The 25,298-nt window shown below is 62.4% G+C and carries 21 protein-coding genes and 1 tRNA gene; 9 read left to right on the forward strand and 13 right to left on the reverse strand.

Annotated elements, in window-relative coordinates:
* Positions 1-40 precede the first annotated feature (40 nt).
* Positions 41-1,870 carry a methyl-accepting chemotaxis protein gene (locus EJ075_RS09145; protein WP_126104115.1) on the reverse strand — a complete coding sequence of 610 codons (1,830 nt, stop codon included), beginning with the start codon at positions 1,868-1,870 and terminating at the stop codon, positions 41-43.
* A gap of 235 nt (positions 1,871-2,105) precedes the next feature.
* Between EJ075_RS09145 and EJ075_RS09150 the strand changes: the two genes are divergently transcribed.
* On the forward strand, positions 2,106-2,990 hold the full coding sequence (locus tag EJ075_RS09150) for a D-alanyl-D-alanine carboxypeptidase family protein (protein WP_126104116.1): 885 nt from the start codon (positions 2,106-2,108) through the stop codon (positions 2,988-2,990).
* A 150-nt stretch (positions 2,991-3,140) separates the two neighbouring features.
* On the opposite strand, the gene EJ075_RS09155 is transcribed toward EJ075_RS09150, so the two are convergent.
* From EJ075_RS09155 to EJ075_RS09180, 6 genes are read right to left on the reverse strand one after another with little or no spacing between them, the layout of a single operon-like run.
* Positions 3,141-6,566, reverse strand: a complete 3,426-nt coding sequence (locus EJ075_RS09155) for a DEAD/DEAH box helicase family protein (protein WP_126104117.1) — start codon at positions 6,564-6,566, stop codon at positions 3,141-3,143.
* Entirely contained in the window at positions 6,566-7,099 is a 534-nt protein-coding gene (locus EJ075_RS09160; RefSeq protein WP_126104118.1) for a hypothetical protein, read from the reverse strand. The genes EJ075_RS09155 and EJ075_RS09160 overlap by 1 nt, the downstream gene beginning before the upstream one ends.
* Before the next feature lie 15 nt (positions 7,100-7,114).
* A complete protein-coding gene (locus EJ075_RS09165) occupies positions 7,115-7,948 on the reverse strand; it encodes a DUF3883 domain-containing protein (protein ID WP_126104119.1) in 834 nt (277 codons plus the stop codon).
* A gap of 2 nt (positions 7,949-7,950) precedes the next feature.
* Complete coding sequence (locus EJ075_RS09170; RefSeq protein ID WP_126104120.1) at positions 7,951-9,123, reverse strand: restriction endonuclease subunit S; 1,173 nt, start codon at positions 9,121-9,123, stop codon at positions 7,951-7,953.
* Entirely contained in the window at positions 9,120-10,694 is a 1,575-nt protein-coding gene (locus tag EJ075_RS09175) for a class I SAM-dependent DNA methyltransferase (protein ID WP_126104121.1), read from the reverse strand. Before EJ075_RS09175 ends, EJ075_RS09170 begins: the two co-directional genes overlap by 4 nt.
* A gap of 29 nt (positions 10,695-10,723) precedes the next feature.
* Complete coding sequence (locus EJ075_RS09180; protein WP_126104122.1) at positions 10,724-11,452, reverse strand: hypothetical protein; 729 nt, start codon at positions 11,450-11,452, stop codon at positions 10,724-10,726.
* A 229-nt stretch (positions 11,453-11,681) separates the two neighbouring features.
* On the opposite strand from EJ075_RS09180, the gene EJ075_RS09185 reads away from it, so the two are divergent.
* A tRNA-Arg gene (locus tag EJ075_RS09185) sits at positions 11,682-11,758 on the forward strand.
* 196 nt (positions 11,759-11,954) lie between these two features.
* Positions 11,955-12,188, forward strand: a complete 234-nt coding sequence (locus tag EJ075_RS09190) for a hypothetical protein (RefSeq protein WP_126104123.1) — start codon at positions 11,955-11,957, stop codon at positions 12,186-12,188.
* Positions 12,189-12,266: 78 nt separating this feature from the next.
* On the opposite strand, the gene EJ075_RS09195 is transcribed toward EJ075_RS09190, so the two are convergent.
* The gene (locus tag EJ075_RS09195) at positions 12,267-12,566 is read right to left on the reverse strand and encodes a hypothetical protein (protein WP_126104124.1); all 300 of its coding nucleotides are present in this window, start codon (positions 12,564-12,566) and stop codon (positions 12,267-12,269) included.
* A gap of 200 nt (positions 12,567-12,766) precedes the next feature.
* Positions 12,767-13,270 (reverse strand): MarR family transcriptional regulator, encoded by a 504-nt coding sequence (locus EJ075_RS09200; protein ID WP_126104125.1) that lies wholly within the window; start codon positions 13,268-13,270, stop codon positions 12,767-12,769.
* A 130-nt stretch (positions 13,271-13,400) separates the two neighbouring features.
* Here EJ075_RS09200 and EJ075_RS09205 point away from each other — a divergent pair, with 130 nt between their 5' ends.
* The 4 genes from EJ075_RS09205 to EJ075_RS09220 all read left to right on the forward strand — a co-directional run bounded on the left by EJ075_RS09205 (position 13,401) and on the right by EJ075_RS09220 (position 16,829).
* On the forward strand, positions 13,401-13,883 hold the full coding sequence (locus EJ075_RS09205) for an isoprenylcysteine carboxylmethyltransferase family protein (RefSeq protein ID WP_164547067.1): 483 nt from the start codon (positions 13,401-13,403) through the stop codon (positions 13,881-13,883).
* Between the two features lie 265 nt (positions 13,884-14,148).
* Positions 14,149-15,003: a MetQ/NlpA family lipoprotein gene (locus EJ075_RS09210; protein WP_126104127.1), complete on the forward strand. Its 855-nt coding sequence runs from the start codon at positions 14,149-14,151 to the stop codon at positions 15,001-15,003.
* A 100-nt stretch (positions 15,004-15,103) separates the two neighbouring features.
* The gene (locus EJ075_RS09215; protein ID WP_126104128.1) at positions 15,104-16,192 is read left to right on the forward strand and encodes a methionine ABC transporter ATP-binding protein; all 1,089 of its coding nucleotides are present in this window, start codon (positions 15,104-15,106) and stop codon (positions 16,190-16,192) included.
* Positions 16,173-16,829, forward strand: coding sequence for a methionine ABC transporter permease (locus EJ075_RS09220; RefSeq protein WP_126104129.1), 657 nt, complete (start codon positions 16,173-16,175; stop codon positions 16,827-16,829). The genes EJ075_RS09215 and EJ075_RS09220 overlap by 20 nt, the downstream gene beginning before the upstream one ends.
* A gap of 2 nt (positions 16,830-16,831) precedes the next feature.
* On the opposite strand, the gene EJ075_RS09225 is transcribed toward EJ075_RS09220, so the two are convergent.
* The 4 genes from EJ075_RS09225 to EJ075_RS09245 form a co-directional block, all read right to left on the reverse strand.
* Complete coding sequence (locus EJ075_RS09225; protein ID WP_126104130.1) at positions 16,832-17,947, reverse strand: aminomethyltransferase family protein; 1,116 nt, start codon at positions 17,945-17,947, stop codon at positions 16,832-16,834.
* 338 nt (positions 17,948-18,285) lie between these two features.
* Positions 18,286-19,062: an ABC transporter substrate-binding protein gene (locus EJ075_RS09235; protein WP_126104131.1), complete on the reverse strand. Its 777-nt coding sequence runs from the start codon at positions 19,060-19,062 to the stop codon at positions 18,286-18,288.
* Positions 19,063-19,186: 124 nt separating this feature from the next.
* Positions 19,187-20,932 carry a hydantoinase B/oxoprolinase family protein gene (locus EJ075_RS09240; RefSeq protein ID WP_126104132.1) on the reverse strand — a complete coding sequence of 582 codons (1,746 nt, stop codon included), beginning with the start codon at positions 20,930-20,932 and terminating at the stop codon, positions 19,187-19,189.
* 1 nt (position 20,933) lies between these two features.
* On the reverse strand, positions 20,934-23,018 hold the full coding sequence (locus EJ075_RS09245; protein ID WP_126104133.1) for a hydantoinase/oxoprolinase family protein: 2,085 nt from the start codon (positions 23,016-23,018) through the stop codon (positions 20,934-20,936).
* A 232-nt stretch (positions 23,019-23,250) separates the two neighbouring features.
* On the opposite strand from EJ075_RS09245, the gene EJ075_RS09250 reads away from it, so the two are divergent.
* Both EJ075_RS09250 and deoC read left to right on the forward strand, forming a co-directional pair.
* Positions 23,251-24,078, forward strand: coding sequence for a ferredoxin--NADP reductase (locus tag EJ075_RS09250; protein WP_126104134.1), 828 nt, complete (start codon positions 23,251-23,253; stop codon positions 24,076-24,078).
* A gap of 161 nt (positions 24,079-24,239) precedes the next feature.
* Entirely contained in the window at positions 24,240-25,289 is a 1,050-nt protein-coding gene (deoC, locus tag EJ075_RS09255) for a deoxyribose-phosphate aldolase (protein ID WP_095484634.1), read from the forward strand.
* Positions 25,290-25,298: the final 9 nt, after the last annotated feature.

Raw genomic sequence — 25,298 nt, forward strand, 5'->3', positions numbered from 1 at the left:
TTCACGTCAGGCAGCACTGGCGTCGGCGCAGCAGCCAGGCTTACTGCCGCTTGTATTCCCGCACCGGTGACTGGGTGCCGTCGGTGTAGGTGACCTGGACCGACATCGACCTCACGTCGTCGGCGACCTTGAAATAGGGCTGGTAGTCGTAGGGGATGGCGTAGGGGTCCTTGGGGTCGCAGGCCGGCATCTTGATCTCTTTGTCGAGCGCCGCGCCGTTCAGGCCGTAGTGCACCGCCTTGATGGCGCAACGGTACGACAGCATCTGGCTGAAATAGACCAGGCCACGGTTGCCGCTGGCGTCGAAGGCGATCCACGACGTCCAGAACTGGTCGAGGATCTGCTTGTTGCCTTGCTGAAGTGCCGCCTCGGGATCGAAGCGGACGTCGAACGGGCCGGTCTCGCGGCCGCTGACATCGAGATATTTGATCGCGATACTGCCGGCCGCGGTGCTGTCGGGCAATTCGAAGCTCGGATTGGGCATCGGCCTGCCGGTGGTCTGGTCGTTGAGCGCCAGGAAGCCGGTCTCGGTGAACGGGCCGCTGTCGCCCAGGCGCCATGAAATGCCGGTCGCCGGTTCGGGAATGGAGATGGTCATCGACCAGCCCTGGTTCGAGCGCATCGGCGTCAGCGTCGGGGCAAAGCGCTTGGCATCGAGCACGTCGCCAAGCGCTGCCAGCCGGCTGCGGCTGCGGTCCAGCCAATCGGCAAGCTGGGTCTGGTCGACGAAATATTTGAGCAGCCCGCCATCCTTCTCATAGGACAGGAATTTGGTCAGCGCCGTCGCCTCGCTGCGCTTGTCGGACAGCGCCTGGAAGCCGAGGCGATCTTCCGAAAACTCCTGCGACAGCAGGAAATAGGCCGGCGCGAAATCGGCATTGGCGGCGACGAAGGCGTTGAGCTTTTCGAGGCGCTGCGCATCATCGAACTGCAAGGCATGGACAAGCTTGATCGACAGCGCCTTGCCCTTGTCGGCCAGTGCGCCGAACACCTCGCGGGCACCGGCCTTGCCATCCTGCACCCGGAGCAGAGTGGCGAAGCGCGTGTAGGGGTCGATGGCGTCGACATCGAAGCCGGCGAAGGCGAGGTAGGAGCGCCGGGCGTTGAGCATGTCGCCCGACAATTCGTAGACGCGGGCATTGTGATAAAACTCGTCCGGCCGCTTGGGCTCGGCGATCACCCCGCCCTGTGCGGCAAGTGCGGCAAAGCCCTTGGCGATGGTGTCGATCGAGACGGCGATCTGCTCGGTCGTCGCCTGCAGCTTTTGCGCCTGGGCCTGCTGCTGTTGTTGGCCGGCAGCCACGGTGTCGGCCAGCGTATCGGTCGTCTGCTTGACCGCTTCGACGGTCTTTTGCGTCTGAGCCCCCTGCTCGGTCTGCTGTTGCTGGGTCGAGGCGATCTCGTCGGTCTTTTGCAAAACCTTGTCGGTCGATTGCTTGACCGTCTCGACCGTTTTTTGCGTTTCGGTGACGGTCTGCTCGATCTTCGCCACCTTGGCCGAGACGATGCCCATCGAGCGCTGCAGCTCGGCCACGGCCGGCACCAGGCCGGCGACCAGCCCGTTCTGGGAATTTGTTTGCTTTTGAACGGCAAAGACGCCACCGGCGACCGCCGCAGCGGTGCTGGCGAAGACCAGCGCCGGCAGCGCCTTGGCCGCCAGCACCAGCCGCAGCACAATGGCAATGGCGATGATCACCGCGGCGATCGCGGCGACCAGCGCGATATAGGCGGCGAACGGCGCCAGCGGCGTGAGGATGTCGGAAATGAAGCCGCCGACAAAGGCGACGCCGGTGGCCCATCTGCCGGTGCGGCCAAGAGATGCCCTGATAAGCGACGGCGCAGCGCCGCCCATGCCGATACCGCCCGCCATGCAATCCCCCCAATACCCAATGCCGCGTACCTTCTAGCCGGAGCGCGACCCCGTGGGAAGATCAGGGCAGGAAACAGGCGATTTCGGCGGCAGGTGATCGACGGCGCAGGCGCGGAAATGCGTTTATCCGGGGATAACCCTGGGCAAGGCCAGTGTTAACCAAATGGACGGCGCTTTTCGGTTAGGCTAGTTTCCCGTCGTTTCAGCAACAGTCTACCTTCAGAACAGACCCATCTTGTCCAAACCGCGCCTCTTTCCGCTCATCCAAAGATTTGTCGCGGCGTTTGCGCTGCTGGTGCTCGTCGCCGGCTGCACGACGACACCGCCGGAGACCATGCTGGCGGTGCCGGCGGCGCCGCAGAAATATGCGGCTATCGTCATCGACGGCAGCACCGGCAAGACGCTGTTCGAGGTGAATTCGACGGCGCCGCGCTATCCGGCGTCGCTGACCAAAATGATGACGCTCTACCTTCTGTTCGAGGCGCTGGATCAGGGCCGCCTAGCCAAGACGACGCTGATCCCGGTCTCGGACAACGCCGCCAGGCAGCCGCCGACCAAGCTGCGCTTCAGGCGCGGCGAGGCGATCGACGTCGAAACGGCGATCCGGGCGATCGTCGTCAAATCGGCCAATGACGTGGCGGTCGCCGTCGCCGAATATCTCGGCGGCAGCGAAGACGCGTTTGCCGCAATGATGACGGCCAAAGCGCGCCAGATCGGCATGCGCAGCACCATCTTCCGCAACGCTTCGGGCCTGCCGGACGGCGTCCAGCAGACGACGGCGCGCGACATGGCGGTGCTCGGCATGGCGCTGCGCGCCCGCTTCCCGCAGCATTTCCACTATTTCTCCGAAAACGACTTCATGTTCCGGGGCAGGCTGGTGCGCGGCCACAACGACATGCTCGGCCGCGTACGCGGCGTCAACGGCATCAAGACAGGCTATATCAGAGCCTCAGGCTTCAACATCGTCACCTCCTACGATGCCGACGGCCGCCGGCTCATCCTCGTGGTGATGGGCGCCGACAGCGCGCGCCAGCGCAACGACCACGTCGAGGCGCTGATCCAGCGCAGCCTGTCGACGGCATCGAATACGACGACACGGCTGCTGTATGCGCAGGAGTAGGGAGGGGTGACGTTCGGCGGGGGCGAGCTTTTGATCGGTGTCAGCGATCCGAGTCAGTTTCAACTTGACAGGTGACGGCAGTTATGCTAGGAATTTATTCATGGTGCTGATTTGCGCCAACGACCCGTCCACCGAGGCGGGTTTTTCGTTTTAGGCGACTGCGCTGTCGCTGATTTCGCGGATGCGGCTGACGAGCCTAGTCACACGGTCCTCGTCAAAAACCTGTTCCGGTCCGGTAGGCGCAAGGTCGGTGAAGGGCGGCTCGTAGAGCAGCCTCGGGTCCATCGTGCCCTGGTCGATCAGATGTTCGATGATCATCTTAACGAACTCGATCTGCGCAGCGGATGCTGTTCCCGCAGACAGGAACTCGCCAAAGGCCTCCGAAACGGCCGCACGGTCGAGCCCGACTAGCGACCGCACGAAACGACCGAAGCCACGGCTCGTCTCGCGGGCACGCTCGATGTTGCCGGCATCGCCAATGCCCGCGTCCAGCAGCATCTTCTCCAGCTCGGCCAGGTCACTGGTCGTGAGTGGCTTGCCTTGCCGCAGCTTGTGCAGGACGATGTGATCCTCATGCTTCCTGAGAAAGTGACGTGCCTTCTGCTTGAAACGGGCGAAGTCAGCCTCACCAACTTGCGGCAGATCGATTTCAACGCCCTCGCCGATCTCGTCGGCGAAATCGGAATAGACGACCGCTTTCCGGCCCTTCTCGATATGCTGGACGAGATCACGCAGCCGTAGCCGAACCAGTTCGAGCAAAGGAACGTTGACGCCTTCCCACCAGATGTCTGTCTGAATCTCCTCGATCAGAGCCGCATGGTGGGCGATAGCTGGAATGCCGGTCTGGTCCTCCAGCGCCGACGCGATTTCTAGCAGCTGTTTCTTCAGCGTATCGAATCGCTTGGAGCCCTTCAGCAGCGCGAGCTGCAGCGAGAACATCAACAAGTCGAACCGCTTCGCTTCCTCGGTTCCGAACTGCTTCGCCGATGGCAACGGCGCAACCTCGTCAACGAGCTCCTTGCGCTTCTCGTCGTCGATCGCAATCCAGGCTTCCGGCTTTTGATATTTCTCCACTGCGCGTCGACGCTGGCGCACAATGAAGTTGTCGAGGTTCAGCCCTGCCACGGTGTCGCGTAAAACGCTCACCGCGTCAGCCCGGATGTCGTTCTCGGTCGGTGGCAAGGCGACGTCCCCCGAGACTTTGAACGGTGTCGCATCCTCGGCCAGGCCATCGGACTTTCGCTGCTTTTCGTCAAGAGCGCGCACCAGATCGAGCCGGGCCGCGAACAGCCTTTCCGAGAGCGATCTCGCAGTACTTGCTTCCTTCAGTTCCGGATTGGCGCCGAAGAATTCCAGATTCTGACAATAGTCGAAGACGCGGAAGAACTCCTTGTCCTGGCCTGGTCCGAACAGGTCTGGGCAGAGCCGCGTGCCACGACCCATCATCTGCCAGAATTTCGTTTTCGAGCGCACCTGCTTGAAGAACACGAGGTTCACCACCTCCGGCACGTCGATACCGGTGTCGAGCATGTCGACCGAGATGGCGATGTGAGGCGCCTTTGTCCTCTTCGAAAAATCATCGATCAGCGTTTGCGCGTAGGCGCCGCTCTCATAAGTGATGACGCGGGCAAAGTGGCCGGCGAGGTTCGGATAGGCCGCGTTGAATCGCGCCTCGATGAACAACGCATGCGCCTGGTTCTTGGCGAAGATGATCGTCTTGCCGAGGCGGTCGCCGCCTTCGACCTTGAGGCCGTTGGTCATCAGGTGCGCGATGACGAGATCGACGGTGTCAATGTTGAAGAGCCGCTTGTTGACCTCGGCGGCATCGACGCTGTCGGGGATCTCCTCCTCGCCCCATTCCAGCATGTCCCAGCGGTCTTTCTCCTCATCACTGAGATCGTCGTACCGCAGGCCCGAGCGCACGATTTTCAGCGGCACTGAAATCGCCTTGGGCGGCACCAGATGGCCATCGGCCACCGCTTCGTCGAGCGAGTAGGCATCGGTCGGCAGGCCATCCTCAAGGTCGAACAGCGAATAGGTGTTGTGGTCGATCTCGTCCTTGGGCGTCGCCGTCAGCCCGACGAGGAAAGAGTCGAAATATTCGAAGATCGCTCGGTAGCGCTGGTAGACCGAGCGATGCGCCTCGTCGATGACGATCAGATCAAAATGACCCGGACCGAACTTGCGCTTCTCATCGGCCCTGCCATCGATCAGATTCATCATCGTCGGATAGGTGGACAAGAAGACGCGGCCTTCGCTGGTCCGTTCCGTGACGAGATTGACAGGGGCCGAGTCCGGCAGATGCGCCTTGAAGGCGCCGGCCGCCTGATTGACCAGCGCGACGCGATCGGCAAGGAACAGCACGCGCTTCACCCAGCCGGCGCGCATCAGCAGGTCGACCAGCGCGATGACTGTGCGCGTTTTGCCTGAGCCGGTCGCCATGACCAGCAGCGCCTTGCGCTCGCCGTCGTGCTCGAAGCTCTTGGCGATGGCGCGGATGGCGCGCTGCTGATAGGGCCTTTTGTGGCCGGCGATCTTGGTATCGATGCGGGTCTCGCTGAGCTTCTTCCGGCTGGTGCGGCGCTGGATCAGCAGTTCCAGCTCGTCGCGCTTGTAGAACGCGCCGACCTGGCGCGGCGGATAGTTCTGATCGTCCCAGATCCAGTGCTCGTAACCGTTCGAATAGAAGATGACTGGCCGCTGACCATAGCGCGCCTCCAGGCGGTCGGCGTAAAGCTTCGCTTGCTGTTGGCCCTGCCTGGCATCCTTGCGCGTGCGCTTGGCCTCGACTAGGCCAAGCGGCTTGCCGTCGGCGCCCCACAGCACGTAGTCGATGAAGCCGACGCCTTCATTGTTCGGCATTCCCTCGACGCGGAATTCAAGATCTTCCGGCCTGTCCAGAGCCCAACCGGCCTCGCGCAACAAGAGGTCGATGTAGCGGTCGCGAGTCTCGGCCTCGTTATAATCGTGGTGATCGCGCGTTGCCTCGCTGGCCTGCCGCGCCGCCGCAACCTCGGCGCGCAGTCGCTTCAATTCGTCATCGAGATTGCTGTTGTCGGAAAGAAGTTTTGCCAGTTCGCCGTTCTTGGCGTCGAGTTCCTCCTGCTGCGCCTTCAGGTGCGCGAATGCCTTCTTCAGTGTCTCGTCGCGACGCGTGAGCTGAGATGCGTCAAAGGCTAACCCATCCGCCGGCTTTGTCTTGCGCGCATAGGTGCGCGCCAGCCAGAAGCAGACATGGAAAAGCTCCTTTACCGCGCCGGCGGCATCGCCCGGGCGGATCGTCTTCTCCTCGTGCACGGCACGGTTGCGCAGCGTGTTGATGAACTTCGCCTTGGCGAAAACGGCTTCGCCCGCTACGCGGCGAAAGCTTGGCTCGTGCAGGAGGGCCGCGATGTTATCCTGATAAGGAAGCCTCAAGCCGGGGTCGCTCCGAAACGCCCATTTCACCGCAAGCTCGACCGTCTTGCCGGCAAAGAACGCAGCTGCCGTGGGAGAGACCGCCGCCTGCCGCTCGGCCTCCACCGCCGCCTCGTGAACAGTCGGAAACTCGGCGGCGAGAAAGGTGAAGTTGGACATCAAGTCAATTCCTTGAGCCCGGGGAAATCTGCCGCGAACGCCAGTCGGATCGGTAGCCACTCAGCGCTATCAACGTCATGCTTCCATTTCACGGTATTCATGACCACGTAGCCGGCAACACGAAGATCGCGCTCAAGCTGCTTTTCCATTGCGCCCACAATATTCCGAAACGGAGTGTGCAACTCCATGAGAGACTTGCGAGTAATCTTGTCAGCATGATCGAAGTCTTCCGGTTTCACAACCTCAGGGTGGATGGGTCCATGGGCGACGAGCTCGAAGTAACGACATGTCTCCGGTTCGATGCCTCGGCTGACGAGATTGCGACGTAGCGCGTTCTGGTTTTTCATTGAACCAAGATGCTGTCCCATTCGGATGTAAGGCGGCGATGCGTTAGGACTGGAGTTGTCTCCAGTCCGCCCGACATAGAGAAGTTCGCGATTATCGGCGGTTGCGACTTTCCAAACATAAAGCCAGAAACCGCGCCGGAGCATCTGGCCCGGTAGCGTAAGACGGAAAGTGCCGATGTCGGTCATCAGCTGCTTGTCTCCTCAGAACTCTGCCCGCCAGGTCGCGGCCTTCAGCAGCACGGATCTGTCCAGCGGTGGCGTAAGTTCGAAGGCGCGCGGTTGGCGCACGAAGTCGAACAGCCGGACCAGCCGGAAGGCATCCGGCCGCTCCTCCGAGAAGGCCCGTTCGTTCTCCGAAAGCAGGAACGGAGTCCGCTTGTGGCCGGTGGTGGTCTTCACTTCGATCAGCCGCTCGCGGCCGGCTGGATCGAACGAGCGGATGTCATAGCCGGCGCCATCGCCATCCTCCACTGATACCCAGCGCACCTTCCGGGCAAGATCGTCGCGCCCGGCCGTACGCAAGCCAGACTGCTCGGCAAAGAAAACGCGTTCCTCGCCGCTCTTGCCCAATAGTCTGTTGCGGGCGTCCCGCAGCGCCGGATCGAATTTCCGCACGATCCGCTCCAGCGCTGGCGGCACAGTCCCGAACGCCGCGACGGGCGGTGCCTCGAAGAAAAGTGGTTGGGGCTCGTGCAAACCGGGTGCAGACAGGGCCGAGATCGGGCTCTCGAAGAGCGCCGGATTACGAGCGATATGGCGCTCGACGCCATCGACCAGTGCGTGCTGAAAGTTAGCCATCGGCTTATATCCGGCGATCCACGGCATGCCGAGCCGATAGAGCACCGCGCTGATATTCTGGTGCTTGAATTCGATCGAGCCACGGCTGCGGCCAGTCAACTCCTGAAGTTGTGCGTTGCGTTGCGCCTTCACGAACGGACGGCCCGCCAGTTCCTGCGACAACATATCGAAATAGTCCGCAACGATCAGCTCGATTTGCCGGTTGGTCCAATCACTGCCGGCGGGCGCTTCCGGCATGGTCAGAGCCGACCTGAGAAAGCTCGGGATTGGAGGGAGGAGAAGAGGGAAACAGCTTCCTCAATCGCATTTCGAGTTCGGAGACGCATTCCGTCCACTTTCGAAATCGCCGCAGAAAAGCTTGCTCGCTCCCGATCAGACGGGATCGGAGCAGCATATTGTCGAATCTCAATCGGAGATATGTGCGGCACGGTCGTTTCAGTAGGCTTCAAATGCTGCGAAAATTCTGTGCTGGTTACGATGGCCAGCAAATACGCTCGATCAGTTTTCTGCCTTGCGCGAAGTCTTGCCACACGTTGAACCAGCAGGGACGGCACATCTGATTCGGTTAGTTGCGCCACCTTAAATCCCGATGAGATCCAGGGACGGTCCATCGCGACTACCACATCGCCAACCCGAAGTTCAAAGGAAGAGAATTCGCCAGCGCGCGTCTTGGGCCACTTCGCTAAATCCGACCAATCGATCTCGCCCGGCAGCACATTGGTGCCACGGCACAGCTTAACCCCATCGCTTGCGTCAGTGTATTCAGAGCTCTTGAACGCAAAGCCTACCTGAAGGTCTGCCAATTCCGTTATCGGTGCATAGATCTGCCGTGATTGGCCTCCAAACATCTCTTTAAAGATCGATTGCGTGAGGCTGTCGAGCAGTTCAATAGCGCGCTTGCGCTTGCGGCGTAGCGCGTCCGCCTTGTCCAGGATCGCCGCGATCCGCCGCTGCTCTGGGAGCGGCGGAAGGGGGATTTCGAGGCGCTTTAGGAAGTCAGTCGGGACACGTTTCTGGCCGGCGCTGCCCGTCATATTGTTGGCGCCGACTTCGCGGAACTTCGAGTTCCAAATTAGGTGGAAAAGATACGAGGGGTCGACTTCCTTACCAGCGCGCAAGACATGAAACTCGGTCGAGCCGAATCCAAAGGGCCTCGTTAGCTCACTCGTCCGCGCCGCCTTGCCGTTCTCGAAGCACGGTGTGATCTTGGCCACCAAGACATCGCCGCGCTCGAAGTAGGTGTAGCCTCTCTTGACTTCCCGAACGGGCCGCTTCTCCTCAAAGTCGATCAGTCCATCTTCGGAGACTGCCGCCATGGGAAGGAAAGCGGCGATATCGTCGTCGGAGATCGACTTCGGCATGCGGGGATTGATTTCACAGACATCGTCGAGGCGAGCAACATGCATTGTCATAGCATCGCCCCCAGTTCTTCTAGCCCTTCCGCAATCTCCTTCTCTAGCGACTTCAACTCCGCGATGATCTCCTTCGGCGGACGGTGTTCCTGCGCCTGGTGCACCACTTCCTTGTAGCGGTTGATGGACAAGTCGTAACCGGTCGCCGCGATGTCCACCTTGGGGACGCAAAAGCTCTGTGCAGTGCGCGGACGCTCGCGCTCGGTGCCATTGCGCTCGGCCCAGCGCGCAGCGATGTCTGGTAGGTTGTTCTTCGCCAGTTCCTCGTCGGTGAGCGGTAGATTGACGAAATGGCCGGCTTCGTAGTGGCCCGGCGTCGGCCCGATCTTTTCGCTCGGCAGCAGGGCGCTACGCTTGTCGTCCAGCGAAAACCCGTCGGCCTGGCAGTCGTAGAACCAGACATGGTCAGTGCCACCGGAATTGGTCTTGGTGAACAGCATGATGGCGGTCGATACGCCGGCGTAAGGCCGGAAAACGCCTGACGGCAGCTTGACGATGCCATCCAACCGATGATCGTCGACCAGCATCTTGCGGATTGCCTTGTGCGCGGTAGAGGAACCGAACAGCACGCCGTCTGGCACGATCACCGCCGCGCGCCCGCCGGGCTTTAGTAGCTTCAGGAACAGCGCCATGAACAGAAGCTCGGTCTTCTTCGTCTTGACGATCGACAGCAGATCCTTGGCGGTGGTCTCGTAGTCGAGCGAGCCGGCGAAGGGCGGATTGGCGAGCACCAGCGAATAACGGTCTTCGTCGCCGGCATGCTCCTGGCTGAGCGAATCCTTGTAGCGGATGTCGGGATCCTCGACGCCATGCAGCGTCATGTTCATCGAACCGATGCGCAGCATGGTGTTGTCGAAGTCGAAGCCGTGGAACATTTCCTCGTTGAAATGGTCACGGCTCCCCTGGTCGTGGAACATCTTCGGGTGGTTGTCGCGCAGGTATTCACCCGCTGCGACCAGGAAGCCGCAGGTGCCGCATGCCGGGTCGCAGACGATGTCCTTCGGCGTCGGCGCCGTCATCTCCACCATCAGAGCGATAATGTGGCGCGGCGTGCGGAACTGGCCGTTCTGGCCGGCGCTGGCGATCTTCGACAGCATGTATTCGTAGAGATCGCCCTTGGTATCGCGGTCCTGCATCGGCAGCTTGTCGATGAGGTCGACCACCTTCACCAGCAGTGCCGGTGAAGGAATGGTGAAGCGCGCGCCCTTCATGTGGGTGGTGTGTGCGGTGCCATCCTCGGCCATGGTGCGGAGGAACGGGAAGACGTGCTCCGCGACGATCTTGAACATCGTGGCGGCATCGCTGTTTTTCAGCCGTGACCAGCGCATCTGCTCGTAGGCGACGCCGCCATCCTTGCCTATACCGTCCTTGCCTTCCGGAAAAATGCGGCGCTCGATCGGCTTTCCGGTCCGATTGGCCTTGTTCTCAGCAAGCTGCTGCGACTCATCCAGGCCTCGCATAAACAAGAGATAGGTGATCTGCTCAATCACCTCGAGCGGATTGGCGATGCCGCCCGCCCAGAAGGCGTTCCAGACAGCATCGATTTTCGAGCGTAGTTGACCTGTGATCATTATTCTAATTCTCGATTGCTTTCAGCCGCTCACTCTGCGGCTATAACTGTTTCACTTAGGCCTCTAGCAGCGCCCGATTTCTCAAGCCAGGTTGCCCATCTCATAAGGAACTCGCGAAACCCGCCCTCCGAAATTCGCAGAATGTTGAGACTTTCGATTGGCGGCCCCGCGTGGGCGCATTTCGAAGTTCCGTCTCGGCAAAGGGGTTGTTTCGTGCCGCGTTTGCCGCTGACAAATGCAAGCATTTCCGCTTCGGCCTCGGAAGATTCGCCTTTGCTGTCCAGATACATGATCCCACCGTGGGAAAGTCCATTCCGAAGACGACTGAAGAATGCGCGCACCTCTAGGTTCCCAGCCGCATTTTGGGCAGCGGCACCACGCAACTCTTCGGCTAAATCAGGTGGAAGTCGCTTAGCGAGGTCAAACATTGCCCAGCCGCTAGCGGAGGCCCAGCCAAGACCCTCAAAAAATGAAGTTTCCTTTAGCCGTTTGTCACATTCGCTGCGAACCGCTTTGGTCAGGACAGGATCTGTGCGCGTCTCGTCGGAGTAACCCGGATTGCCGTCCAAGGCCTGCAGTATACGTTCAGCTGGTAAAACGATCATCGGTGTCGCCAAAGCCAATAACAATGTCGTGCCCAAAGGACCGCCATGCCTATCAGCTTTTCGCTGATCCGCCTTTACTACCGGGTAAAGAGTTTTGACCAATTCGCTACAGCGCACCGGCAACATGTGGCTGTAGTGCTGCGGAATGCCCACGGCTCAATCCTCCTAAACGTGCCGTCGGATCACTAAGGCTGTTTGCCCGTTCGATCTAGCTCTCATTCGGCACATAACCGGCGCACCCGACCGGAGTCGAACTTGTGACCTCTGCCTGAGGAGGCAAGCGCAATTCCAATTGCCCGTTGAAGCCCGCCCCTGCTTCCGCTAAGAAGCCGTGGCCGGCCGGTTTACCGGCTGGTTCGTTTTCCGGATTTCGATCCTGAAGGCACCCGTAGCTCAGCTGGATAGAGCGCTGCCCTCCGAAGGCAGAGGTCACAGGTTCGAATCCTGTCGGGTGCGCCAAACTTGCACGGTCCATTCTGGACACCTGGTCACCCATCACTCGGGACGGGCACGATCTGCCGATCCTCCTACTTCGGCCTATCTCGTAAAGCCGGACGTCGAATCCAATCCTGCCCCCATCGATCTCGGCCATGGGTCTGGAACCCAATCCGCCTCAAACGACTTGTTCGTGGTTAGACCTGAAGGAGAGAAACCATTGCCCGCACCTGACGAAATGGACGTCGTCCTCGAAAAGCTGCCCTTGAGGATCGGCGCCTACGTACCCGACGACTTGCTGGAGGACTGGTTCGCGCCGGGAACGGGCATGAACCCGGTCAGCCCGGCAGCGCTGGCGGCCGCCAAGACTTACGGATGGCGCTTCGAATGCGAGTTCAAGCACTACCCCGAACGGATGGAGGGCGTGTTCTGGAAGTGGGTGCCGGCGATCTGATCCGTACAATTTCCACCGGCCCAGACTCCTTGGCGCTTCAGTGATCGAGGCTGCCGCGAGATCGCTCTCCTGACCGCCTCAGCCTATCGGCGTCGTCACCTTTCCGGTTCCGCCGCATTCGGGGCAGGTGCGGCCGTCGATCATGCCTGTCCCGGCGCAGCGGTGACAAATTTTCTCGCCGACGCCAGCAATGCCTGCCGCGTCGGCATTGGCTTCCGCAAATTGCTCGGGTTTGCCTTGTAGCTTGCCTCGCAACCGGGCGGCGATCTCGTCGACTTCAAGCGGCGTGCTGCCCGGCAGGCCTTCGCCGGATTGGCCTATGGTTTCGTTGCGCGGCCGGTCGTTCTGGCCTGTCGTTATCTCTAGTTTCCGAGCCATTGCAGTACTCTTTCGCGGAGGCGCAGCTCTCAGCTCCTGCGGTTCGAACGCCTCAGCTCCGCAGAGGTTCCGGTTGGCAATCGTTCGCCGGCGGGCCCGGACGGACGTGGCAACAGCCAAGCGCATCCAGGCTGAAACGGCGGGAGATCGGGAGGCGCGCAAGCAGGATTCCCTTCAATGGCGCCGCTGCAGCCTTTGCGTCAGCCCAGCCGCTCCGTGCGCACTTTCACATCGTCGCTCAGCTGCCGCACGATCCCGGCCGTCTTGCGGATATCCGCTTCGTCGAGAGCGGCGCCCATGGTCGCGGCGATCGCCATCAGCTGGGCGTTCAGCTCGCCGTAGCGCGCGGCGCCTTTGCGCGTCAGCTGCACAAGCTTCGAGCGCCGGTGCTTCGGATTGTCGATGAATTCGACGTGCCCCTCGGCTGCAAGCTCATCCGCCAGCCGCTGCATGCGCTGACGGCTGGTGGGCCGCATCTGGGCGATCTGCGGCACGGTGAGCGGACCAAGCAGCGCGAGGCTTCGCATGAAGCCGAATGCACCGCCGCCCCAACTGGTGATGAGCCCTGTCTTCTGGCCGAGAGCCCGTATTCTGAAGAAGCACTGGGCCACTTCGAGCATCAGCTCGGCGATCGCCTCGGCCTTGCCGTCAACGATGGCCCCTGTCCCTCGGTCAGTCCCGTGTCGTGCCGCCATCGCTTCCATTCCCTTTGTCCGTGCTGATTTCCGCGATTGACACCGCTGTTGTCAACTTCTAGAATGACACCTTAGTTGTCGTTTCTAGGTGGCTATGGGCTTCGTAGCGCCTCAAGCATCTGCGGGAGCAGACATGGCAATGGCTGGGCCAACCGACACCGAAACCGCAGGCGTCATCGCGAGACCACCCCTGCTCTTTCTCGCTGCTCTTCTGATTGGCTTCGTCCTGGATCGCCTGCTGCGCTTGCCGTTCCCTGTTCCGGAAAATGACCTGGTCACCTGGATCATCGGCGGCTCGCTGATCCTGATCGGTTTTGCGCTTTTCGCCGCGGGCATTCGCAACTTCTCTCTAGCTGCGACGCCGGTGCCGACGAATGAGCCGACGCGCGTGCTGGTGACGACCGGCATCCACGGATGGACGCGCAATCCGATCTACCTCGGCATGTTCCTCGTCTACACCGGCATCGGCGTGGCCGCGCAGAATATTTGGATCCTTGTCCTCACGCTGCCGCTTGCCATCCTGATCCGCTACGGCGTCGTCGCCCGCGAGGAGGCCTATCTCGAGCGGCGCTTCGGCGATGCGTATCGCGACTACAAGCAGCGCGTGCGGCGGTGGCTCTGAGCGGGAAAAGCGCGGACGGGGAAAGCGACCGCGTTGCGTCTGGTTGCGCGAAGGGATCTCGCCGAAAAATGGCGTGCCCCGCCTACACGATGCACGCGGTAAGCGCACCTGTGCTCGCAATCGCATAATCTTTGAGAGAATATTCCCGGCTTCGCATTTGGCGAGAAACGCGGTTCTTTGATCCGGCGTCCAGCATCCCCGATGCTGTGCACAAGGCTTCGCGCTTTGCTTGGCCACCACGATCTAACAACGGACGGGATTCATCATGATCGGGAATACCAACACTTTGCTGTCGTCCTCCTCGGCAACTATAAATCGCCGCACAGGTCTTGCATTACTTTTCGCTTCGGCCGTCGCAATTGCCGGCTTGGCTGCGCCCAGTTCGGCCTTTGCCGAGGACAAGAAGGCGATCAAGGTCGGCATCATCAGCGGCGAGGACGAAGACGTATGGCGCGTCGTCACCGCGCAGGCGGCCGAGAAAGGGCTGACGATCGAGACCGTGGTGTTCAACGACTACACTCAGCCGAACGAGGCGCTGGAGCGCGGCGAAATCGACGCCAACGCTTTCCAGCACAAGCCCTATCTCGACAATCAGATCAAGACGCAAGGCTATCACATCGTCCCCGTCGGCTATACCGGCGTCTGGCCGATCGGCCTCTATTCCAAGAAATACGCGAAGGTTGCCGAGCTGCCGGAGGGCGCCGTCATCGGCGTGCCGAACGATCCGTCCAATGAGGGCCGGGCGCTGCGCGTCCTGCAGAATGAGGGCCTGATCAAGCTGAAGGACGGCACCGGTATCCTGGCGACGACGGCCGACATCGCCGACAACCCGAAGAAACTGGTCATCAAGGAGCTCGACGCCGGCATCGTCGGGCGTTCGGTGGAAGACCTCGACGCGGCGGTGGTCAACACGGATTGGGCGCTGAAAAGCGGCCTGACCCCCGAAAACCGCATCGCCCAGGAGCCGATCGCCGACAATCCGTACCGCAACTTCATCGCGGTGAAGGCCGGCAATGAGAACGAGCCCTGGGTAAAGACGCTGGTGGCTTCCTATCAGAACGAGGCGGTGAAGGCCGAGTTCGACAAGGTCTACAAGGGCACTGGCCTCAGCGCCTATTGATGAGACATGGGTCCGGGGCGTCCCGGATATGAAGAAAGCGGTCCGCGCACAGCGCGCGGGCCGCAATCCTATTCTACGGACCGCCGAAACAGGAACGGCCATGAACCAGCATTTCCCCGCAACTGCCAAGATACCGGTCGGCACCCCGGGGCGGCCGGAGGAGGTCGTGCGGCTTACCGCGCTGAAGCGCCGCTTCGGCGCGACGCCGGCGCTCGACGGCGTGTCGCTCGCTGTGCAGAAGGGCGAGATCCTCGGCATCATCGGCCGCAGCGGCGCCGGCAAGTCGACGCTGATCCGCTGCCTCAACGGTCTGGAGCGGCCGGATTCCGGCCAGGTCTTCATCGAAGGCCGCGAAATCAGCCGGCTCGGCGAGCGCGAATTGCAGCCGCTCAGGCGGCGCATCGGCATGATCTTCCAGCACTTCAACCTGCTTTCGGCCAAGACCGTCGAAGACAATGTCGCGCTGCCGCTCAAGATCGAAGGCCGCCCCAGGGCCGAACGCCTGGCGCGCGCGGCCGAGCTGCTCGAGCTCGTCGGCCTGTCGGAGAAGGCGAAAGCCTATCCGGCATCGCTGTCGGGCGGCCAGAAGCAGCGCGTCGGCATTGCCAGGGCGCTTGCCGCCCGTCCCGCGCTGCTGCTCTCTGACGAAGCCACCTCGGCGCTGGACCCGGAGACGACCCGCTCCATCCTAGCGCTTCTGAAAGACATCAACCGGCAGCTCGGCCTGACCATTCTGCTGATCACCCACGAAATGGAGGTGATCCGCTCGATCGCCGACCGCGTCGCGGTGATCGACGCCGGCCGCATCGTCGAGGAAGGGCCGGTGTGGTCGGTCTTTGCCGATCCAAAGTCGGCGATCACCCAGAGCCTGCTTAGCGGCATCCGGCCGCAATTGCCGGCGGAGATCGCAAGCCGGCTAACGCAGGGCGCCGGCACGGAGGCGATCCTGAAAATCGACGTGGCGGGTGAGGCGGCGCGCGGCCCGCTGCTGTCCGACCTCGCTGCGGCGGTTCCCGGCTCGTTCCGCCTCGTGCATGGCGGCATCGACCATGTCCAGCGGCAGCCTGTCGGCACGCTGTTTCTGGCCGTGCCGGGCAACGACGCAAACCATCTGACGCGGGTGATCGCGTTCCTGAAAGCCCGCGAGGCGCGGGTGGAGGTGCTTGGCCATGTCTCCAATTCTGTTTGAGCTCCTGCTGCGCTCGATCTGGGAGACGATCCTGATGACGGCCGCGTCCGGATTCATTTCGCTCCTCTTCGGACTGCCGCTCGGCCTGGCGCTGGTCGCCACCGACCGTGGCGGCATCGCCGAAAGCCTGTGGGTGAATCGCGTCCTCGGCGCCGTCATCAACGGCTTCCGCTCGGTGCCGTTCATCATCCTGCTCGTCGCGCTGATCCCGGTGACGCGGCTGATCGTCGGCACCTCGATCGGCACCTGGGCTGCCATCGTGCCGCTGTCGATCGCGGCCACGCCCTACTACGCCCGCATCGCCGAAGTGTCGCTGCGCGAGGTCGACCACGGCCTGATCGAGGCGGCGCGCGCCATGGGCGGCAACCGCTGGACGATCATCCGCGAGGTGCTGGTGCCGGAAGCCCTGCCCGGCATCGTCGCAGGCTTCACGGTCACGCTGGTGACGCTGATCGGCGCCTCGGCAATGGCCGGCGCCATCGGTGCCGGCGGGCTTGGCGACCTCGCCATCCGCTACGGCTACCAGCGCTTCGAGACGTCAGTCATGGTCGCCGTGGTCATCGTGCTGATCATCCTGGTCTGTGGCATCCAGTGGGCCGGTGACCGGCTGGTCGCAAGGCTGGATCGGAGGGGGTAGGATCAGGCCCTCAGCCTGATCCCTTCCGGATCGAAGAACGGCATCGGCGACACCACCGCGCGTGTCGGCGTGCCATCGATGTCGATGCTGAGTTCCGTTCCGATCTGTGTGAATGGCAGCCGAAGATGCGCGGTCGCCAGCACCGTGCCCAGGGAATAGCCGTGGTCGCTGTAGGTGACGACGCCGGCATCCTCGCCATCGGCCAGAACCAGCGCATTCGCCGTGGCCGGCGTGCCGCCTTCGACGGTCAGCCCGGTCCAGCGCTCGTCGACGCCTGTGTCGCGAACTTTGAGCAAGGCCTCGCGGCCAACGAAATCGCCCTTGTCGAACTTGATCCAGCTGTTAAGGCCGACATGGAACGGCGTGCGGGTCTCGTCCATGTCGATGCCATGCGCCGGATAGGCCTTCTCCAGCCCAAGCGTGAACATCGCCAGCACGCCATAGGGTTTCAGGCCGAAATCGCGGCCGGCCCGCATCAGTGCATCCCAGACGGCAGTGGTCTCGTCGGCCAGCACGAACAGCTCGAAACCGAGCTCGCCGGTCACGCCGGTGCGCGAGATCAGCAGCTTCGTCTCGCCGATGCGACCTGACGTAAACGACCAGCGTTTCAGGCCGTCAAGATCGGCGTCCTGCACCAGCACCTTCAAGAGCTCGCGCGAGCGCGGCCCCTGGATCGTCGGGAAGGCGATGGCCGCCGTGATGTCGGTCACATAGGCTTTTCGGCCCTCGGCGTGATGCAGCAGCCAGGGCAGCATTTTCTGTCGATTGACCGATCCGGTCACCAGCATGAAATGCTCGGGCCCGAGCCTGAACACGGTGAGGTCATCCATGATGCCGCCATCCTCGCGGCAGACGGTCGAATAACGCACCTGGCCCGGCCGCATGGCTGCGGCGTCGTTGACGATGACATGGTTGACCAGGGCCTCGGCATCCGGACCCTTGATGTCCATCTTGCCCATGGTGCTGAGGTCCTGGACACCGACATTCTTGCGGGTGTTCAGATGCTCGTCGGCAATGCCGGAATAGTATTTGGCCGAAATGAAATCGCCGCCGACCCGGCCCATCGTCGCGCCGAGCCCGACGATGCTGTTGTAGAAAGGGGATCGCCGTTCGGGCATGATATTTCTTTCATTGACGAAGGAGGTGTGGCGTCGCGCTTCAGGTTAATGGCCTCGTGTGGAGGCGACCAATTGCCGATGTCGGCACCGCCCCTCATCCGCCTGCCGGCACCTTCTCCCCGTATAGTGACGGGGAGAAGGGGCTGACCGCAACCTTGGCACCATTCCTGCACCGTTGCTGATTGGCGAAATCCTCGGTGACGGCGTCCTTCTCCCCGTCACTACACGGGGAGAAGTGCCCGGCAGGGCGATGAGGGGCAGCACAAGCCTGAAGCGATTGCCCTGACGTTTGAATAAGGCCAAGGTACTCCGCTCGGAGCGCCTCGCTACGCCCCCGCCTACTCGCCGTAGACGTCGAAAGCAAAATACTTGTCGTTGATTTCCTTGTATTTGCCGTTGGCGCGCAGCGCGTCGATCGCCGCATCGAGCTTTTCGGCCAGATCCTTGTTGCCCTTCTGCAGGGCGATGCCGACGCCTGGGCCATGGATAGCCGGGTCGGGGGCCAAGGTGCCGAGCAATTTGCAGCAGGCGCCTTCAGGCTTCTTCAGCCACTCGGTCAGCAGGATAGAGCCGTCCATCACCGCGTCGAGACGGCCATTGACCATGTCTGTGCGGGCGTCGTCGCCGGTCGGATAGGGCTTGATGGTGGAACCGCTGTATTTCTGCTCGGCGAAATTCTGATGGATCGTCGCGCTCTGCACGCCCAGCGCCTTGCCTTTCAGATCCTCGGGCGAGGTGCCCGTGACAGTCGAATCCTTCGGCACCGCGATAGCCGGCGGCGTCTGGTAGTATTTGTGGGTGAAGTCGACCTTCTCGGCCCGTTCCGGCGTGATGGTGATGTTGATGATGGCATCGAACTTACCGGCCTGCAGTGCCGGGATCGAGCCGTCGAAATCCTGCACGATGAATTCGCATTCGGTCTTCATCTCAGCACACAGCGCCTTGCCGAGATCGATGTCGAACCCACCCAGCGTGCCGTCGGCATTGGCATAGTTGAAAGGCGGATAGGCGCCCTCGGTGCCGAGCCTGAGTTTCTTGTCCTGGGCAGAGGCGGCGCCGGTAGCGACAGCCAGGGCGACGGACGCAGCAAGCACGAAACGACCGAAAAGGCGCATGATCCAGATCTCCGTTGATAGGGGCAAGTCTACGGGGTTTTGTGCCTCCGGCGGAGACGGAAACGACATGCCCTGCGGCGATCACGGCGCACAGGGAGATCGGCGTTTGCGCGGACCAGCGACACTAGCTGGCGGCGCGCTTCTTGTCCGTCGCAACCCGATTGATCGCCAGCCTGTCCGCCGACAGAGCGACACCGAATTTTCCATCGGCTTCCTCGGGCGTATAGTATCCCAAGGCCACATCCCTCAGCACCAGTTCCGGATCGCGCTGCAAGGGATCGCCATAGCCGCCACCGCCCGGCGTGCCGACGCGCACGCGGTCGCCTGCCTTCAGCGCGATGTCCTGCTCTTTGGAAAGGTGCGGCGGCACATGTTCCTTGCCGTCGCGGAACACAGTCACCGTGTTGACCGCGCCGTCCTTGCCGCCGAGCGCGCCCTGCGGGCCGAAGCGGCCGTGGTCCATGACGAAGGAGGCCCGGGCGTCGCCACGCAGGATCTCGACCTCATAGGCGAGTCCAAAACCACCGCGATGCTTGCCAGCGCCGCCCGAGCCTTCGCGCAAGGCATAGTGGCGATAGAGCACCGGAAACGCCTGCTCCATGATCTCGACCGGCGGCGACTTGGAAATGCCGATGGTCGAGCAGCCATTGGTGAGGCCGTCATGACCCGCATTGCCGCCATAACCGCCGCCGGAAATCTGGTACATGACGTAATCGCGGCCGCGGGCCGGATCGTTGCCGCCGAGCGCGAAATTGCCGCTGGAGCCCGCCGGCGCCGCCGTCACCTTGTCCGGCAGCGCCTGCACCATGGCCGCGAACACCGCCTCGGCGATGCGTTGCGAAACCTCGGCCGCGCAGCCGGACACCGGTCGCGGATATTTGGCATCGAGGAACGTGCCTTCCGGCCGCTTGACGATCAGCGGCTCGAAGGCGCCGGCGCTGATCGGCACATCCGGGAAAATGTGGCGCATGGCGAGATAGACCGACGACAAGGTCGTCGCCAGCACGCTGTTCATCGGCCCGGCACAAGGCTTCGACGAGCCTGAGAAGTCGAAGCTGAGCGTGTCGCCCTGTTTCTCCACAGCAAGCGCGATTGTCAGCGGCTCGTTCACCACCCCGTCGGAATCGACGAAGGCCTGCGAGCGATAGATGCCGTCGGGAATGGCTGAGATGTTGGCGCGCATCTGCTCGGTGGCGCGGCGGCGCAATTCGGCGATCGCCTCGACAACCGTTTCGTCGCCGTAACGACCTAGGATTCCGTTCAGCCGGTCCTGACCGATCAGCAGTGCTGCCGCCTGCGCGCGGATGTCGCCGATGCGCTGGTCGGCAACCCGGATGTTCGAGCAGATGATGGCGTAGATCTCAGGGTCGAGCACGCCCTTCTTGAACAGTTTCACCGGTGGCAGCCGCAGGCCCTCCTGCTCGACCGCCGTTGCTGAGGCCGAAAAGCCGCCCGGCACCGAACCGCCGATGTCAGGCCAGTGGCCGGTGTTCGACAGCCAGCAGAAAATCCTGCCGTCCCGGTAGACCGGCATGGCGAAGCGCACATCCATCAGATGGGTGCCGCCGAGATAGGGGTCGTTGACGATGTAGATGTCGCCGGGCTCCGGCGGCAGGCAGCTTCCGTCGGCGATCATCTCGATCACCGTTTTGGTCGAATACTGCATCACGCCGACGAACACCGGCAGGCCCTGGCTGCCTTGTGCGATCAGCGAACCGTCGACAGCCGAATAGATGCCGTCAGAGCGATCGTTGGCCTCGGCGATAACAGGCGAAAAGGCGGCGCGCGAAAACGTCAGGTCCATCTCGTCGCAGACCTGCTGCAGCGCCGCCTGGATGACCGAGAGCGTGATAGCGTCGAGCTTTTCCATCTCAGGCCTCACCGATGTCGATGATGATGTTGCCGTCGGCGTCCGATCGCGCCCGGTCGCCGGGCTCGAGCACGGTGGTGGCGTCCATCTGTTCGAGGATCGCCGGGCCTTCGATAACCGCGTCGAGCGGCAGCTTCTCCCTGCTATAGACCGGCGTGTCGTGCCAGCGCCCGCCATACCAGACCGGCCGGATTTCGCGGCGCGCCTCGTCGAGCGTTCTGGCGCGGCCAGCCGGGTCGATCAGCCGGGACAGATCGATCGCCGGCCGCACGCCGGTCACCGAAGTGTTGAGGTTGACCAGATTGGCGCGGATCTCCGGCAGCTCGACCTTGAAGCGGGCGAAATAGGCCTTTTCGAACAGTTGCTGCAGTACCGCGCGCGTCACCGCGGACGACGGCAGCGGCACGTTGATGATGTGGGTCTGGCCGACGAACTGCATGTCGGCGGAATGCGTGACCCGGATCGTCTCCGGCTTCACCGCTTCCTTGCCGATCAGCTCCTCGCCTTCGTTTCGGTGCCGTTCCAATATAGCATGGAGATGGATCTCGTCGAGGCTCGCAACCGGTTGGTTGATCGTGTTGACGAAGTCGTGCCTGAGATCGGCGACGACGCAGCCGAGCGCATTGGTGATTCCCGGCCGTGCCGGCACCAGCACTTTGGGCAGGCCGAGCTCGCGCGCCAGTGCCGTCGCATGCAGCGGCCCAGCGCCGCCGAAGGCGAACAGCGCGAAATCACGCGGGTCGTGGCCGCGTGATACCGAAACCATGCGGATAGCGCCGGCCATCTTCATGTTGCCCAGCCGTAGCACGGCACCCGCCGCCTCGACACCCGACAGGCCGGTGGCACGGCCGATCCGGTCCTCGAATATACCGGTAACATGCTCGACGGTGACCGGATTCTCGACCGCAAGCAGCTTCTTCGGCGCCAGCCGGCCGAGCACCAGATTGGCATCGGTGATGGTCGGCTCGTTGCCGCCGCGCCCGTAGCAGATCGGGCCGGGATTGGCGCCGGCACTTTCAGGGCCGATCTGGATCAGGCCTGCCGCATCGACGCGGGCGATCGAGCCGCCGCCGGCACCGACGGTATGCACCGCCACCATCGGCACATGGATCGGCATCGCATATTCGATCTCGATCTCGTTCGACACCGCCGGCTCGGCATTGCGGATCAGTGCCACGTCGGTCGAGGTGCCGCCCATGTCGTAGGTGACCAGGTTTTCGAAGCCGGCGCGTTTCCCCGTATAAGCGGCGGCGATAACACCGGAGGCCGGGCCGGACATGACGGTCTTGGCCGACTCACGTGTGACAAAGCGGGCCGAGATCATGCCGCCATTGCCGTTCATAATCAGGAAGTCGCGGGCATAGCCTTGCGATCCCAATTCCTTGCGCAGCCGCTCGACATAGCGTTCGAGAATCGGCTGCACCGAAGCGTTGACCGAGGCGGTCACGCCGCGCTCGAATTCGCGCGCTTCCGACAGCAATGCGTGGCCTGACGTGATGTAGCCGTTTGGCCAAAGCTCGGCGGCGATCTCGGCCGCCCGCCGCTCATGCGCCGGATTGGCATAGGAATGCAGGAAATGGATGACGAGGGATTCGCAGCCGGCCTCGATCAGGCTTTTCACCGCGTCGCGCATCTCGGCTTCGTCGAGCGGAATGCGCACCGCGCCCGAGGCTTCGACGCGCTCCGACACTTCAAGCCGCAGATTGCGCGGAATGATCGGGACGAAGGTCCCTGTCATGCCATAGGCCTGCGGCCGTGTCCGCCGGCCAAGCTCGATGACGTCGCGAAAGCCGCGCGTGGTGATCATGCCGGTCTTAGCCAGCCGGCGTTCCAGAACTGCGTTGGTGGTGGTCGTCGTGCCGTGCACGATGAGGTCGATGCCGTCGACCGGGAAGCCGGTGGCGCCGAGCGCCGAGACGACGCCGAAGGCCTGGTTGTCGATAGTGGTCGGGGTCTTGGCGATATGCACCCGGCCGCCGCCACGGCCGTCGATCAGAAGCAGGTCGGTAAAAGTTCCGCCGACGTCGATGCCGGCGACGACACTGCCCAGGGAATCCAGCGTCTGCGCCGAAAAATTCTCTTTCATTGTCGAAACCCGAAATGCCCGGACTACTGATATGTCTCAGTTTGGAAAGGTGTTTCACGCTGGCGTCTTGACGCAAATATCATTTGTATACTAATAAATTCCGGACACAAGAGCTTACCGCTTCGCAGTGTGCAAACGGCACGCCGGAACCTGATCGGTTCGGGCGCGCAGGAGAAGGTTTGGCGCCCATCTGAAGATTGGGTCTTGAGCCCGGGCCAGAAGGTTAGGTTTGATGAACACCACATCCGCGCTCAACACCGCCGACGCCCGGCCGTTGCAGTTCCCTATACCGGCCAATGTCTATGCCGAGACCGTCGTCTCGGTGAAGCACTATACCGACCGGCTGTTCTCGTTCCGCATCACCCGGCCGCAGTCGCTGCGCTTCCGTTCCGGCGAGTTCGTCATGATCGGCCTGCCCAACGCCGAGAAGCCGGTGTACCGCGCCTATTCGATCGCCAGCCCTGCTTGGGACGACGAGCTGGAATTCTTCTCGATCAAGGTGCCGGATGGCCCGCTGACCTCGGAGTTGCAGAAGATTGAGATCGGCGACACCGTCATCATGCGGCAGAAGTCGACCGGCACGCTGGTGGTCGACGCGCTGACCCCGGCCAAGCGCCTGTTCATGATCTCGACCGGCACCGGCATCGCGCCTTTCGCCAGCCTGCTGCGCGACCCCGATACCTATGAGAAGTTCGAGCAAGTCGTCCTGACTCACACCTGTCGCGACATCGCCGAGCTCACCTACGGCCAGGAGCTGGTCGCGGCGCTGGAGAACGATCCGCTGATCGGCGATCTGACGGGCGGCCGCGTCACGCTCTACAATTCGACGACGCGCGAAACTTCCGAGCGCATGGGCCGCATCACCGCGCTGATCGGCTCGGGCAAATTCTATACCGACCTCGGCATCGACAAGCTTGATCCGGAGACCGACCGCATCATGATCTGCGGCTCGATGCATATGCTCAAGGACGTCAAGGAATTGGCCGAAAGCCTCGGCTTCCAGGAAGGTTCGCTGCATCATCCGGCGAGCTTCGTCGTCGAGCGCGCCTTCGTCGGCTGAGGCGTCGGGACGCTGTGGCGTCCGCCTCATGCAAGTTTTGACCGTACGGTCAAAAATCTGCTGCTTTCGTGGCCTTTTTCAACTATGACCGCTTGAAGGACTCGTGAAGCGCTGCTTCACGGGCTATCCTCGGTGGACGTCGCTGAACAAAGGGGCAGGAGATGAGCAGCACAATCCGCGAAGCCGATCTCGGTGCGTCCAAGATCACGCCGCTGCCAGCGCGCACCGCCGCCAATGCGCCGGCGCCGCAAGCGCACGGTATTGCCCGCAATCCCGGCATGAAGCTCGATCTCGGCTTCATGGAATCGATGCGCAGCGTCAACCGCTCGGCGCTGGAGCGGCGTGTCGCCAGCCTGACCAAGCGGCGGTCGATCAAGGCCGACAACCAGGCCGCCTGGCTGCTGCGCGCCGTCGCCTGCATGGACCTGACCACGCTGAACTCGAACGACACCGAAGAGCGCGTGCGCCGGCTCTGCGCCAAGGCGGTCAATCCGTTCCGCCGCGACATCGTCGAAGGCCTCGGCATTACTGGTGAAAAGATCCGCCCGGCGGCGGTCTGCGTCTATCATCCCTTTGTCGCCACCGCCGTCGAGGCGCTGCGCGGCAGCGGCATCCATGTCGCCGCCGTATCCACCGCTTTCCCGCATGGCCTCACCCCACTTTCGACGCGCCTGCAGGAGATCGAAGCCTCGGTCAGCGACGGCGCCAACGAGATCGACGTCGTCATCCCGCGCGGCCTGGTATTCGGGGCGAAATGGCAGGAGCTCTATAACGAGATCGTCTCGATGCGCGCCGCCTGCGGCGAGGCGCATCTGAAGGTCATTCTCGGCACCGGCGACCTCGCCACACTGCGCAACGTCATGCTGGCGTCGATGGTGGCGATGATGGCGGGCGCCGATTTCATCAAGACCTCGACCGGCAAGGAAAGCGTCAACGCGACGCTGCCGGTCGGCCTTGCCATGGTGCGCGCCATCCGCGCCTATTTCGAGGAAACCGGCTACCTCATCGGCTTCAAGCCGGCCGGCGGCATTTCCACGGCAAAGGCTTCGCTCGACTGGCTGGTGCTGATGAAGGAAGAACTCGGCCGGCGATGGCTGGAGCCAGACCTGTTCCGCTTCGGCGCGTCGAGCCTGTTGACCGACATAGAGCGCCAGCTCGAGCACCATCTCACGGGCCACTACTCGGCCAATCATCGCCACGCGATGGCGTGATTTCGGAGC

It is taken from the genome of Mesorhizobium sp. M6A.T.Cr.TU.016.01.1.1 (assembly GCF_003952585.1).
In the GTDB taxonomy this organism is placed as follows: Bacteria; Pseudomonadota; Alphaproteobacteria; order Rhizobiales; family Rhizobiaceae; genus Mesorhizobium; species Mesorhizobium mediterraneum.